Annotated in this window: 11 protein-coding genes; 1 reads left to right on the plus strand and 10 read right to left on the minus strand. The window is 72.3% G+C overall.

What is annotated here, in order from left to right; all coding sequences use genetic code 11:
• Positions 1 to 102 precede the first annotated feature (102 nt).
• Positions 103 to 1,461 carry an MFS transporter gene (locus tag SXIN_RS11415; RefSeq protein ID WP_095756945.1) on the plus strand — a complete coding sequence of 453 codons (1,359 nt, stop codon included), beginning with the start codon at positions 103 to 105 and terminating at the stop codon, positions 1,459 to 1,461.
• 86 nt (positions 1,462 to 1,547) lie between these two features.
• Here SXIN_RS11415 and SXIN_RS11420 read toward each other — a convergent pair whose 3' ends face one another.
• From SXIN_RS11420 to SXIN_RS11465, 10 genes are all read right to left on the minus strand, one after another.
• Positions 1,548 to 2,138, minus strand: a complete 591-nt coding sequence (locus SXIN_RS11420) for a Uma2 family endonuclease (protein WP_019710389.1) — start codon at positions 2,136 to 2,138, stop codon at positions 1,548 to 1,550.
• 130 nt (positions 2,139 to 2,268) lie between these two features.
• Positions 2,269 to 3,555 (minus strand): thymidine phosphorylase, encoded by a 1,287-nt coding sequence (locus SXIN_RS11425; protein ID WP_039822683.1) that lies wholly within the window; start codon positions 3,553 to 3,555, stop codon positions 2,269 to 2,271.
• Between the two features lie 8 nt (positions 3,556 to 3,563).
• On the minus strand, positions 3,564 to 3,953 hold the full coding sequence (locus SXIN_RS11430; RefSeq protein ID WP_050930977.1) for a cytidine deaminase: 390 nt from the start codon (positions 3,951 to 3,953) through the stop codon (positions 3,564 to 3,566).
• 63 nt (positions 3,954 to 4,016) lie between these two features.
• Positions 4,017 to 5,318 (minus strand): ABC transporter permease, encoded by a 1,302-nt coding sequence (locus tag SXIN_RS11435; RefSeq protein ID WP_019710392.1) that lies wholly within the window; start codon positions 5,316 to 5,318, stop codon positions 4,017 to 4,019.
• A complete protein-coding gene (locus tag SXIN_RS11440) occupies positions 5,315 to 6,493 on the minus strand; it encodes an ABC transporter permease (RefSeq protein ID WP_019710393.1) in 1,179 nt (392 codons plus the stop codon). Before SXIN_RS11440 ends, SXIN_RS11435 begins: the two co-directional genes overlap by 4 nt.
• Complete coding sequence (locus tag SXIN_RS11445) at positions 6,490 to 8,217, minus strand: ABC transporter ATP-binding protein (RefSeq protein WP_019710394.1); 1,728 nt, start codon at positions 8,215 to 8,217, stop codon at positions 6,490 to 6,492. Before SXIN_RS11445 ends, SXIN_RS11440 begins: the two co-directional genes overlap by 4 nt.
• A gap of 87 nt (positions 8,218 to 8,304) precedes the next feature.
• Positions 8,305 to 9,339, minus strand: coding sequence for a BMP family lipoprotein (locus tag SXIN_RS11450; RefSeq protein WP_019710395.1), 1,035 nt, complete (start codon positions 9,337 to 9,339; stop codon positions 8,305 to 8,307).
• 182 nt (positions 9,340 to 9,521) lie between these two features.
• Positions 9,522 to 10,769, minus strand: a complete 1,248-nt coding sequence (locus SXIN_RS11455; protein WP_050930983.1) for an amidohydrolase — start codon at positions 10,767 to 10,769, stop codon at positions 9,522 to 9,524.
• A gap of 387 nt (positions 10,770 to 11,156) precedes the next feature.
• Complete coding sequence (locus tag SXIN_RS11460) at positions 11,157 to 12,179, minus strand: hypothetical protein (RefSeq protein WP_238153957.1); 1,023 nt, start codon at positions 12,177 to 12,179, stop codon at positions 11,157 to 11,159.
• A gap of 226 nt (positions 12,180 to 12,405) precedes the next feature.
• A complete protein-coding gene (locus SXIN_RS11465; RefSeq protein ID WP_019710398.1) occupies positions 12,406 to 13,332 on the minus strand; it encodes an N-acetylneuraminate synthase family protein in 927 nt (308 codons plus the stop codon).
• Positions 13,333 to 13,355 lie beyond the last annotated feature (23 nt).

Here is a 13,355-nt window from a genome sequence, read left to right on the forward strand (position 1 = left end):
CGGTGACACGCGCGCCTCTCAGCTCTCCTCATGCAGCAGTGCATCGTTTTCCCGGAATCCGTGCATTGGACGCATTAAACCGCGGGTGCCTACGGTTCCGGTATGTCTCCCGCCGATACCGGGGCGTCCGCCGTGATCCGCGCGGGCGCCGCCGACCCGACGTCCCCCTCCGCTCCCGGCCCTTCCACGCCCCGCGCCACCGCCGGTGCCGGTGCCGACTCCGGTGCCGGTGCCACCGGGCTCCACCCCGGCGGCCCCGGTTACCGGCGCCTCAGCCTCGCCCTCTTCGCCGCCGGTGTCGCGACCTTCGCCCTGCTCTACTCCACCCAGGCGCTGCTCCCCGCCATCTCGGCCGATCTGCGGGTCACACCCGACGCGGCGAGCTGGACCGTCTCCGGCGCCACCCTCGGGCTGGCGCTGGCGGTGCTGCCGCTGAGCGCGCTCTCCGAGCGCTTCGGGCGGCGGGCGCTGATGACCGGCTCGCTGACGGCCGCCGCGCTCATTGCGCTGGCGGTCCCCTTCGCCCCGGACCTCGGCACGCTCGTGGCGCTGCGCACGGTCCAGGGTGTGGCGCTCGCCGGGGTGCCCGCCTCCGCGATGGCCTTCCTGGCCGAGGAGGTGTGGGCGAAGGCGCTGGTCGGGGCGGTCGGGCTGTTCGTGGCGGGCAACAGCATCGGCGGCATGTCCGGCCGGATCGTGACCGGCTGGGTCGCCCAGCTGTGGGGCTGGCGGGCGGCCCTGGGCGCGATCGCCCTGCTCGCGGTGGTCTGCACGGCCGTCTTCCGGCTGCTGGTGCCCCGGGCCGCGCACTTCACCCCGGCCGAGGCCGGCCCGCGGGCCCTGCTGCGGACCGTCGGCGGGCACCTCTCGGATCCGCTGCTGCGCCGGCTGTACGCGATCGGCGCGCTCTTCATGACCGTCTTCGGCGCGGTCTACACGGTGATCGGCTACCGGCTGGCCGACGAGCCGTTCGGACTGCCCCAGGGCATCGCCGGTTCGGTCTTCCTCATCTACCTGGTGGGGACGGCGGCGTCCGCCACCGCGGGCCGGCTCGTCGCCCGGCTGGGGCGGCGCGGCGCGCTCTACGCGGCGGTGGTGACGACGGCGGCGGGGCTCCTGGTCAGCCTGGCCGACGCGATCGCGGCGGTCCTCGCCGGGCTGGTGCTCGTCACGGCGGGCTTCTTCGCGGGCCACGCGGTGGCCTCGTCCTCCGTCAGCCGGTCGGCACGCACGGGCCGGGCGCAGGCGTCGGCGCTGTACCAGGCCGCGTACTACGTGGGCTCCAGCGCGGGCGGCGCGGTGGGCGCCCTGGCGTACCACGCGGCGGGCTGGCCGGGCACGGTGGCTCTCGGGCTGGCGGCGGTGGTCGCGGCGGCGGGCATCACGGTGTACGCCACCCGCAGGGCCCTGGCGGAGCGCCGCTGCCGGGCGGCGCACCCGGCGGTGTACGCGCGGTCCTGACGCCGGCCGGCGCGGGGCCCTTCCCGGCCGGCGGCGAGGAAGGGCCCCGCGTGTGCCGCGGAGCGGAGACGGGAGTCAATCCACCATCAGTCCACCGGGAAGACACCCGTGTCGATGGTGAGACCGAACGGCTCCGGCAGTTCGATCTCCTCGCCGTACACGACTGTCGCCAGAAGGCGGTACGTTCCGCTCTCGGGCCGCCCGTACAGCGTCGCCGTCGGTTCCCCGGAGTGCCACGGGTCCAGCAGCAGGTACAGCGGGACTCCCGCCCGCGCGTAGCCGTGCACTTTGCTGACTCTGTCGTGGTTGGCGTTGCCGCTGGAGGTGATCTCCACGACCAGCTCCGCCTCGTCGGCCGGTACGGCGTGGCCGGGGCGCTTCATCGACTCCAGGGGGATCACGGCCAGATCGGGAATGTACAGTCCCGACCGCTCGGGCACGGACAGCCCCTGGGTCTGGAAGATCTCCCAGTTCTCCGGGAGCACCTGGTAGAGCATGCGCTGCAGCTTGGCAGCGGTGGTGTTGTGCAGGTTGCCCGGCGGCGGTGACACGGTGATGATCCCCTCGATGATCTCCACCCTGCAGCCCTCGGGGGCGTCCGTCTCCTTCCAGAAGCGGACGAGGTCGTCCCACTCGTAGCCGTTGCCGGACTGGTGGTCGACGGTGAGTGCGCTCACGGCGGTCTCCTCATTCGGTGCGTCACCGATCCCAGCATGCCGAAAGGGACCGGTGCGGGTCCACCGGTCCCTTTCACCCGTACGGGGCGGGGTGGGGCCCAGCCCCTGTACGGGCGGTCTTCGGGCCGTCTCAGGCGTCCGGGGCGATGCGCTCCAGCACGATCGGGGACGGCTCGTACGCCGTGCCCGGGGGCGCGATCTCCGCGGCGCCGCCGAGGGCCTCCAGGGCGTAGCCGAAGCGCTCCGGGGTGTCGGTGTGCAGGGTCAGCAGCGGCTGCCCCGCGGTGACCTCCGCGCCCGGCTTGGCGTGCATCTCGATGCCCGCGGCGGCCTGCACCGGGTCCTCCTTGCGGGCCCGGCCCGCGCCGAGGCGCCAGGCGGCCACGCCGACCGCGTGGGCGTCGAGGACCGTGAGCACGCCCGAGGCGGAGGCGGTCACGACGTGCTGCTCGCGGGAGACCGGGAGCGGCGCGTCCGGGTCGCCGCCCTGGGCGGTGATCATGCGGCGCCAGTGGTCCATGGCGGAGCCGTCGGCCAGCGCCTTCGCCGGGTCGGCGTCCGGCAGACCGGCCGCGTCGAGCATCTCGCGGGCCAGCGCCAGGGTCAGCTCGACCACGTCCGCCGGGCCGCCGCCCGCCAGCACCTCCACGGATTCCCGGACTTCGAGGGCGTTGCCCGCGGTGCGGCCGAGCGGGGTGGCCATGCCGGTGAGCAGGGCGGTGGTCCGCACCCCGTGGTCGGTGCCGAGGCCGACCATGGTGGCGGCCAGTTCGCGGGCGTCGGCGAGGTTCTTCATGAAGGCGCCGGAGCCCACCTTCACGTCCAGCACCAGGGAGCCCGTGCCCTCGGCGATCTTCTTGGACATGATCGAGGCGGCGATCAGCGGTATCGCCTCGACGGTGCCGGTGACGTCGCGCAGGGCGTACAGCTTCTTGTCGGCCGGGGCGAGTCCGTCGCCCGCCGCGCAGATGACGGCGCCGGCTTCCCGCAGCACGGCCATCATCTCGGCGTTGGACAGCGACGCCCGCCAGCCGGGGACCGACTCCAGCTTGTCGAGGGTGCCGCCGGTGTGGCCGAGGCCGCGGCCGGAGAGCTGCGGCACGGCGGCGCCGCAGGCGGCGACCAGCGGCGCCAGCGGCAGGGTGATCTTGTCGCCCACGCCGCCGGTGGAGTGCTTGTCCGCGGTGGGGCTGGACAGCGCGGAGAAGTCCATCCGCTCACCGGAGGCGATCATGGCGGCGGTCCAGCGGGCGGTCTCCGCGCGGTCCATGCCGTTGAGCAGGATCGCCATGGCGAGCGCGGACATCTGCTCGTCCGCGACCTCCCCGCGGGTGTAGGCGTCGATGACCCAGTCGATCTGGGCGTCGGTCAGCCGGCCCTTGTCGCGCTTGGTCCGGATGACGGAGACGGCGTCCATGGGTTCCATCAGTTCGCTTCTTCTTCCTGGTGATCGCCGCCCGACGGGCGGCCGAGGCGCGCCAGGTCCTCCGCGCCGAAGGCGTCCGGCAGCACCTCGCTCATCGGGCGGATGCCGGACGGGGTGTCCACGAGCAGGTCCGGGCCGCCGTGCTCCCACAGCAGCTGGCGGCAGCGGCCGCAGGGCATCAGCCGTTCGCCGTCCCGGCCGCAGCAGGTGAAGGCGGTGAGCCGGCCGCCGCCGCCCGCGACGAGGTCCGAGATCAGGCCGCACTCGGCGCAGAGCGCGACCCCGTAGGCGGCGTTCTCCACATTGCAGCCGGTCACGGTGCGGCCGTCGGCCGCGAGGGCGGCGGCACCCACGGGGAAGCCGGAGTAGGGGGCGTAGGCCCGGGACATGACGTCCCGGGCCGCGCCCCGCAGGGCTTCCCAGTCGGTTTCCCGGACGGGGACAGCGGTCACTTACTTGCCCTGGCCCTTCTGGTAGGTACGGCCGATGGCCTTGGGGGGCCGCAGCCGCTGGGCCGCCAGTGCGAGCACCAGCAGCGTGGCGACGTACGGGGTGGCCTCGACGAACTCGCGCGGCACCGTCTCGGTGAAGGCGTACCAGAGCACGAGCAGCACCGCGAAGACCGCGCTGATCGCGGCGGTGCGGCGGCTGGTGGCCCGCAGCTTCCACAGGGTGACGGCGACCAGCAGCACCACGGCCAGCAGCAGCAGCGCGTGGACGGTGTCGCCGCCGCCGCGCAGCTGGAGGCTGTCCATGAAGCCGAAGAGGCCCGCGCCCATCGCGACGCCGCCCGGCCGCCAGTTGCCGAAGATCATCGTGGCGAGGCCGATGTAGCCGCGCCCGCCGGTCTGGCCGTCGGAGTAGAAGTGCACGCCGATGGCCATGAACGCCCCGCCCAGGCCCGCGAGCCCGCCGGAGACCAGCAGCGCCGCGTATTTGTACGTGTAGACGTTGACGCCGAGCGACTCGGCGGCGGTCGGGTTCTCACCGCAGGAGCGCAGCCGCAGTCCGAAGGAGGAGCGCCACAGGACGAAGAAGGTGCCGACGAAGAGACCCGCGGCGACCAGGGTCAGCCAGGAGACGTTGGTGGTCAGGCCGCGGAGGATGCCCGCGGCGTCGGAGAGCAGGAACCAGTCCTTCTTCTCCAGCGTGCCCAGCCCGTCGGAGAGCAGCGGGACGGAGAACGTCGACATGTCGTCCATCGGCGGCGACTGCTTGTCGTTGCCGCCCGCGGCGGCCGCCTCGGAGCCCTCGGCGCCGAACAGCAGCTTGGCGAGGTACTGGGTGACGCCCAGCGCCAGGATGTTGATCGCCACACCGGAGATGATGTGGTCCACGCCGAAGGAGACGGTGGCGATGGCGTGGATCAGTCCGCCGAGGAGACCGCCGATGACACCCGCCAGCGCGGCGGCCCACGGCCCGTACTGGTAACCGGCCCAGCCGGCGCAGAAGGTGCCGAGCATCATCATGCCCTCGAGGCCGATGTTGATGACGCCCGCGCGCTCGGCCCAGAGGCCGCCGAGCCCGGCGAGGCCGATCGGCACGGCGGCGATCAGCGCGCCCCCGTACTGGCCGGAGGAGGTGAGGTCGCCCGCGCCGGTCCAGGCGCGCAGGACGGAGAGGAGCAGCAGCACACCGGCGATGATCAGCAGGACCACCGGGTACGACAGCCTGCGGCGCTCCCGCTTGCCGTCCTGCTTGCCGTTCCTGCCGCTCAGTCCCTTAGCGACCGCGGCTGTGAGGTTCGTGCTCACGCGGACACCTCCGCCTTCTCGGTCTTCCCGTTGTCCCGGGCCTCGGCGGCGAGGCGTTCGCCGACCTTGCGCTGCTGGGTCCGCAGGCCGTAGCGGCGGACGACTTCATAGGCGATGACGACGCAGAGGACGATCACGCCCTGCATCACGCCGACGATCTCCTGGGCGTAGCCCTCGAATTCGAGCCGGCCGCCGGTGCGCTCCAGGAAGCCCCAGAGCAGCGCGCCGAGCGCGATGCCCACCGGGTGGTTCCGGCCGAGCAGGGCAATGGCGATGCCGGTGAAGCCGATGCCGTTGGGGAAGTCGGTGCCGAAGTTGTACGACTCGCCCAGCAGCGTCGGCATGCCGACCAGGCCGGCCACGAGGCCGGAGAGGAGCATGCTGGTGACGACCATGCGGCCGACGCTGACGCCGCCGGCCTGCGCGGCCGATTCGGAGCGTCCCACGGTGCGCAGGTCGAAGCCGAACCGGGTGCGGTTCAGCAGGAACCAGTACAGGACGCCGACGATCACCGCGACGACGATGAAGCCGTTGACCGGGGCCTGCCCGGTCGGGATCTCGAAGAAGTGCGCGGATTCGGGGATCGGCTCGGTGTGGATGATGTTGCCGTCGCGGACCGCGAGCCGGCCGTCCTGGAGGAAGTAGCCGATGATCGCGCCGGCGATGGCGTTCAGCATGATGGTGCTGATGACCTCGCTGACGCCGCGGGTGGTCTTCAGCAGGCCGGCGATGCCGGACCAGAGGGCGCCGACCATCATCGCGACGATCATGATCACCGGGATCTGGACGATGCCCGGCAGCGCCAGCGCCCCGCCGACGACGGCGGCGAAGAAGGCGGCGATGCGGTACTGGCCGTCCACACCGATGTTGAAGAGGTTCATCCGGAAGCCGATGGCGACGGCCAGCGCGGACAGGAAGTACGGGATCGCCTTGTTGACGATGACGATCTGGCTGTCGCTCTTGGAGCCGTACTCGACCATGATCGAGAAGGCTCGGAACGGGTTGTCACCGGTCGTCAGGAAGATCAACGAGGTGATGGCCAGGGCCGCGACGATGGCCAGCAGCGGGGCGGCGACGCCGAGGCCCACCCGGTGCCAGTCGACGGCGGCCCGGGACCGGACCGCCGGGGCCCCGGCCCCTCCGGTCCCCTGCGGGGCGGGGGTGGTGGTGCTCATGCCTCGTCCTCCCCACGGGACTCGTGCGGTTCGCCGTCGCGGTCGGCGGACGGCTGCAGGGTGCCGCTGGCGGCGCCGGTCATGGCCGAGCCCAACTCCTCGGGGGTGATGGTCGCGGGGTCGGCGTCGGCGACCAGGCGGCCGCGGAACATCACCCGCAGGGTGTCGGAGAGGCCGATCAGCTCGTCGAGGTCGGCCGAGACCAGCAGCACGGCCAGGCCCTCGCGGCGCGCGGCCCGGATCGCGTCCCAGATCTGCGCCTGGGCGCCGACGTCCACGCCCCGGGTGGGGTGCGCGGCGATCAGCAGCTTGGGGTCGTGGCTCATCTCGCGGCCGACGATCAGCTTCTGCTGGTTGCCACCGGAGAGGCTGGCCGCGGTGACGTCGATGCCGGGGGTGCGGACGTCGTACTCCCGGACGATCCGCTGGGTGTCGGCACGGGCGGCCTTGATGTCGAGCAGGCCGCCCTTGCTGTTGGGGCGTTCGGTCACGTGTCCGAGGATGCGGTTCTCCCAGAGCGGGGCCTCCAGCAGCAGGCCGTGCCGCTGGCGGTCCTCGGGGATGTAGCCGATGCCGCCCTCGCGGCGCTTGCGGGTGGGGGCGTGGGTGACGTCCGCACCGTCCAGCACGACGCTGCCGCCGTCGGGTATCCGCATGCCCATGATCGCCTGGACCAGTTCGGCCTGGCCGTTGCCCTCCACTCCGGCGATGCCCAGGACCTCGCCCCGGTGGATGGCGAAGGAGACGTCGTCGAGCACGGCCCGCACCACGCCGTCGGGGTCGGTGGCCGACAGGCTGAGGGAGTCGACCGTCAGCATCGGCACGTCGGTGACCGTGGACTCGCGCGTCTCCGGCGAGGGGAGTTCACTGCCGACCATCAGTTCGGCGAGCTGCTTCCGCGTCACGTCGGCCGGCTTGACCGAGGCGACGGTGGTGCCGCGCCGGATGACGGTGATGTCGTCGGCGACGGACAGCACCTCGCCCAGCTTGTGGGAGATGAAGATGACGGTCAGGCCCTCGGCCTTGAGCTCGCGGAGGTTGTCGAACAGCGCGTCGACCTCCTGCGGCACGAGAACGGCCGTCGGCTCGTCGAGGATGAGCGTGCGGGCGCCGCGGTAGAGGACCTTGAGGATCTCCACGCGCTGGCGGTCGGCGACCCCCAGGTCCTCGACGAGGACGTCCGGGCGGGCGCCCAGGCCGTACGCGTCCGAGATCTCCATGATCCGGGCGCGGGCCCGGCCGGCGATGCCGTGCAGCTTCTCGGCGCCGAGGACGACGTTCTCGAGGACGGTGAGGTTGTCGGCCAGCATGAAGTGCTGGTGCACCATGCCGATGCCGCGGGCGATGGCGTCGCCCGGGCTGTGGAAGGACACCTGCTCGCCGTCGACGGAGATGGTCCCCTCGTCCGGCTTCTGCATGCCGTAGAGGATCTTCATCAGGGTGGACTTGCCGGCGCCGTTCTCACCGACGAGCGCGTGGACGGTGCCGCGGCGGACGGTGATGTCGACGTCGTGGTTGGCGACGACGCCGGGGAATCGCTTGGTGATGCCGTGCAGTTCGACCGCGGGGGCGCTGTCCGCCCGTGAACTGCTGCTGGACGCTTTGATGGCGCACTCTCCTCGGAGAAGGGAGCGGGACGGGGGCGCCGGCCGGGACCGGCCGGGCGAGGTGGGAGGGACACAAGCGTTCGGGGGGACAGTAGCGAAGCTACCCCGCCCCACCATGCTACGCGCGTAGCATCCCGTCCGTACACGGGCCCGGAGAAGGTCGGACCTTCCCCGGGCCCGGGGATCCCGCGACGGAAGCCGGTGTCAGCGCTTCGGCTGCTCGTCGACCTTGACCTCGCCGCCGACGATCTTCTCCTTGGCGGCGTCGATCTTCGGCTGGATGTCGTCGATGAAGCCGCCGGAGGTGGCGAGGCTGACGCCGTCCTCCTTCAGGGTGTAGGCGTTGACGCCGGTCAGCGGCTTGCCGTCCTCGACGCTCTTGATGAGGTCGAAGACCGCCACGTCGACGTTCTTGACCACGGAGGTCAGGATCGAGTCCTTGTACTTCGCCAGACCCGGCTGCTGGTACTGGTCGGAGTCGACGCCGATCGCCCAGGTGTCCTTCTTGCCCGCGATGGCCTCGATCGAGCCCGCGCCGGACTGGCCGGCCGCGGTGTAGATGACGTCGATGCCGCGGTCGAGCATGCCCTTGGCCTTCGCCTTGGCGGCGGCCGGGTCGTTGAAGCCCTTGTCGTTGTTCGGGTAGAGGTACTCCGGGAAGACCTCGATGTCCTTCTTGGTGTCCTGCGCGCCCTGGACGAAGCCGGCCTCGAACTTCTGGATGAGCGCGTTGTTCACGCCGCCGATGAAGCCGACCTTGCCGGTCTTGGACTTGAGCGCGGCCGCCACTCCGGCGAGGTAGGAGCCCTCGTGCTCGGAGAAGACCATGCTGTCGACGTTCTTGCCCTCGGACACGGAGTCGACGACGCCGAAGGTGGTGTCCGGGAACTGCTTGGCGACCTTCTCGATCGACTTGCCGTAGTTGAAGCCGACACCTATGACCGGGTTGTAGCCGGCCTCCGCGAGGGAGGACAGCCGCTGCTCGCGGTCGGCCTCGGTCTCGTTGTTCTTGGCCGTCATCAGCTTGGCGTCGACGCCCAGCTCGTCCTTGGCCTTGTCGACACCGCGGGCCGCCGACTCGTTGAACGAGTGGTCGTCACGGCCGCCCACGTCGAAGGCGAGGCCGACGCCCTTCTCCTTGCCGCCCGACTCCGTCGAGGACTCACCGCAGGCGGCGGTGGTGAGCATGAGAGCCGCGGAGGCCATACCCGCGGCAGCGATCTTGGTTACCCGGCGCACGAGGACTTCCCCTTAGGACGAGCGCTGCCGTGGGGCGGCGCTGTGTAGGACGAGCGCCTGGCAACGGCGCTGGCTTTTTCGCATCGTAACGCGCGTAGATGCCGGGAAATCGCCTCTTCCGCAGCCGTTATCGGATCGACGCGAAGTGGTGTCGACCAGTATGTGGACGGCGTGTTGCGTGCTTACGGACGGTGTCCGTCCAGCAGCGCAGCGGCGGTGAACAGCTCGACGCCGACCCGGATCGCGTTCTCGTCGACGTCGAAGTCGCCGCAGTGCAGATCGCGGCGCGAGGTGTCCCCGGGCCGCCGCACGCCCAGCCGGGCCATGGCGCCCGGGACCCGCTCCAGGTACCAGGAGAAGTCCTCGCCGCCCAGGCTCTGCTCGGTGTCCTCGACGGCGTCCGCCCCGCGGCGCGCGGTCATCGCGTCGGCCAGCAGTTCGGTGGCGCCGTACTCGTTGACCACCGGCGGCACCCCGCGGACGTAGTTGATCTCCGACTTGGCCCCGCCGAGGGTGGCGATCTCGTCGATCGCGGCGTGCACCAGGTCGGGCGCCGCCCGCCAGGCCGGCAGGTCCAGGCAGCGGACCGTGCCGGACAGCTCGGCGTGCTGCGGGATGACGTTGCAGGCGTGCCCCGTCTCCAGCCGGCCCCAGGTCACGACGAGCCCGGAGCGGGTGTCGACCCGGCGGGCGAGGAGAGCGGGCACCTCGGTGGCCACCTTCGCGGCGGCCGTCACCAGATCGGTGGTGAGATGCGGACGGGCGGTGTGCCCGCCCGGGCCGTCGAGGGAGACCTCCAGCCGGTCGCAGGCCGAGGTGATCGGACCGGTGCGCAGGCCGATCCGGCCCGCGTCCACCCGGGGGTCGCAGTGCAGGGCCAGGATGCGGCCGACCCCGTCCAGCACACCCGCCTCGATGGCGTCGGGCGCGCCGCCGGGCAGCACCTCCTCGGCGGGCTGGAAGATCAGCCGCACCGGGTGCGGCAGCCGGCCCTCGCGGGCCAGCGCGGCGAGGACCAGCCCGGCGCCGAGGACGACCGTGGTGTGCACGTCGTGACCGCAGGCGTGGGCCCGGTGCGGGATCGTCGAACGGTACGAGACCGTCTTGGTATCCGGGATCGGCAGCGCGTCGAGGTCCGCGCGCAGCGCCAGGACGGGACGGTCCGTGCCCGGGGCGGGGTCCGTGCCCGGGGCCACCGTGGCTGCGGCTGCGGCTGCGGCGTCTCCGTCCTGGGCCGGTGCGGAGCCGACGTCGCAGACGAGCCCGGTGCCGGCCGGGAGCACTCTCGGGGCGAGACCCGCGTGCTCCAGCCGCGCCTTGACCGCGGCCGTGGTGCGGAACTCCTGGTTGCCCAGCTCCGGGTGCATGTGGAGATCCCGGCGGAACGCGACGAGCTCGGCGAAGAGGGCGTCGGGCAGCGTGCCGGGCATCCGGGGGCCGGCGGCGGCGATCCGGGCGGACACGGCCGCCGCGGTGGGTGCCGTTCCGGATCCCGGAGCGTGGGGTTCCGCGGCGTCGTCCGCGGACAGCTCGGCGTCGGGCTCGGGGGACATCACATGGTTCACCCTGTGCAGGGTACGGCCGTTGGACCTGCCGTCGCCTGTCGATCAGTAAAAGTTCAACCCGTCAGGGGAAGAAAAAACGGGTCCGCGCCGCATAACCGCAGCATCTGGGGGGTAGCCAGCTTTGATACCCATCTGCGGCCGCTGCCCGGCATGTGAGACCGCACGGGTGAGCGGGCGGCCGGAGGGGGAACCGGCCGGGTGACCGGGCACCGTTCCCGTTCCCATCGCCCCGGCTCACCGCCCGGCTGACAGTCACTGCCCGGCCGACGGGGCCGAGCGCAGCCGGTGCACATCGCGGGCCGTCCCCGTGACCACCGCGAGAAACCCCTCCGCCCGGGGCGAGGCGCTCTCCGTCAGCCACCCGGGGTCGATGTCACAGGCCGACACCCGCACTCCCGTGCCCGCGAGCGCGAGCGGCAGCGTGTGCAGCACCGTGGAGGGAAAGCTGACGACGCTGCGCCCGATGGGGCCCCGGCGCGCGATCAGCTCCAGCGGCAGCTCGGGCCGGACGATCTCCAGCCCCGCCTCGTCCGCCAGCCGGTGGAGTTTCTCCGTGCTCTCCCTGCGGTGGGCGAAGTACCGGGTGGCACCGTGCTCGCGGGCCAGGGCGGTGACGGCGCGGATGTAGTGCTCCGTGTCGACCACACCGGTCTCGGCCAGGTTGGTGCCGACCAGGTCGGCGCCCCGGGTGAGCGCGGGCGGCCCGAAGCGGTGGCGCGTCCAGGCGAAGTCGTTGGTGCCGAGGGTGATGCCGTCCGGCACCTCGACGGGCATCGAGCTGAACACCTCGACGGACCGCCCGCCGCGCGGGGTGAGCCGACGGCGGGCGGCGGCCGAGACGGGCGCGTACACGGCGTCGCGCAACCCCCCGATGCCGCCCCTGCCACTGCGGTGCCAGCGCACCAGGCGTTCCCCGCGGGCCAATTGGGCGACGAACTCCATGGTGGCCGTGCCGTCGTCCACGACGACGATCTCCGGCGCGCCGGTGAGCGTCAGCAGCAGTTGCACATAGCGCGAGAACGGATCGCCGATGACGACCCGGCGTGCGCGCCGGAGAGCGCCGGAGAGCGACCCCACGGTGCGCAGGGGGGCCGACGCGCCGCCGCGCGCGTCCTCCCAGCGCACGCCCACCCCTTCCTCGCGGGCGAGTTCGGCCATCCGCCGCAGCTGGCCGCGGGTCATGGGGTCGTTGTTGGACAGCACCACGACGGTGACCCCGGCCGGCCCCCCGGCGCCCCGGCCGAGGTGCGCGTGCAGCCACTCCAGGACGTTCAGGAGCTGGACGGGGCTTTCGACGAAGGCGAGCGTCTCCCCGCTGCCGGGCCCGTCCGGCTCCGTGGCGGCGCGCCGGGCGGCCCGGCGGCGGAGCGCGCGGGGGCGCTCCGCCGCCGGGGCCGGCCGGCCGTCACGGGCGCCGCTGCCGCCGCCCGTCACGCCGTCCGCCGCCCCGTCCGTCCCCCCGTCCGTACGGGATCTGCTCACCGCGGCCGACCTCCCGGTCTCAGACCGTCGCGGGTTCGCGGTCGGCGCCCTCGGCGACGACCCCGGCGACCCGGCGCAGCTTCTTCATGGGGCCGAGCTCGCTCTCGTAGACCTTCTTGACGCCGTCACCGAGCGCCTCCTCCACGACGCGGATGTCGCGGACCAGGCGCTGCAGGCCCTGCGGCTCGACGGAGGCGGCCTGGTCGGAGCCCCACATGGCGCGGTCGAGGGTGATGTGGCGCTCGACGAAGGCGGCGCCGAGGGCGACGGCGGCGAGGGTGGTCTGCAGACCGGTCTCGTGGCCGGAGTAGCCGATCGGCACGTTCGGGTACTCGGCCTGCAGCGTGTTGATCACGCGCAGGTTGAGCTCCTCGGCCTTCGCCGGGTAGGTGCTGGTGGCGTGGCAGAGCAGGATGTTGTCGCTGCCGAGCACCTCCACCGCGTGCCGGATCTGCTTCGGGGTGGACATGCCCGTCGAGAGGATGACGGTGCGGCCGGTGGCGCGCATGGCGCGCAGCAGGCCGTCGTCGGTCAGCGAGGCGGAGGCCACCTTGTAGCAGGGGACGTCGAACTTCTCCAGGAAGGCGACGGACTCCTCGTCCCACGGGGAGGCGAACCAGGCGATGCCGCGCTTCTTGCAGTGCTCGTCGATCTGCCGGTAGCCGTCCTCGTCGAACTCGACGCGGTGCCGGTAGTCGATGTACGTCATGCGGCCCCAGGGGGTGTCGCGCTCGATCTCCCACTGGTCGCGCGGGGTGCAGACCTCGGGGGTCCGCTTCTGGAACTTGACGGCGTCGCAGCCGGCGTCGGCGGCGGCGTCGATCAGCGCGAAGGCGTTGTCCAGGTCACCGTTGTGGTTGATGCCGATCTCGCCGGTGATGTACACGGGCTGGCCCGGTCCGGCGAGACGGTCACCGAGGGTGCGAAGACGGGACGTGGTGCTCATCAGGAAGATCCTCTTTTTCGGGG

This window comes from Streptomyces xinghaiensis S187 (assembly GCF_000220705.2).
GTDB classification, from domain to species: Bacteria; Actinomycetota; Actinomycetes; order Streptomycetales; family Streptomycetaceae; genus Streptomyces; species Streptomyces xinghaiensis.

Excerpts from the sequence above, each read along its gene's own strand:
- SXIN_RS11425 (WP_039822683.1), bottom strand. The coding sequence starts at position 3,555 with ATGGACGCCGTCTCCGTCATCCGGACCAAGCGCGACAAGGGCCGGCTG.
- SXIN_RS11430 (WP_050930977.1), bottom strand. The coding sequence starts at position 3,953 with ATGTCCCGGGCCTACGCCCCCTACTCCGGCTTCCCCGTGGGTGCCGCC.
- SXIN_RS11465 (WP_019710398.1), bottom strand. The coding sequence starts at position 13,332 with ATGAGCACCACGTCCCGTCTTCGCACCCTCGGTGACCGTCTCGCCGGA.
- SXIN_RS11445 (WP_019710394.1), bottom strand. The coding sequence starts at position 8,217 with ATGGTGGGGCGGGGTAGCTTCGCTACTGTCCCCCCGAACGCTTGTGTC.
- SXIN_RS11455 (WP_050930983.1), bottom strand. The coding sequence starts at position 10,769 with ATGCCCGGCACGCTGCCCGACGCCCTCTTCGCCGAGCTCGTCGCGTTC.
- SXIN_RS11440 (WP_019710393.1), bottom strand. The coding sequence starts at position 6,493 with ATGAGCACCACCACCCCCGCCCCGCAGGGGACCGGAGGGGCCGGGGCC.
- SXIN_RS11415 (WP_095756945.1), top strand. The coding sequence starts at position 103 with ATGTCTCCCGCCGATACCGGGGCGTCCGCCGTGATCCGCGCGGGCGCC.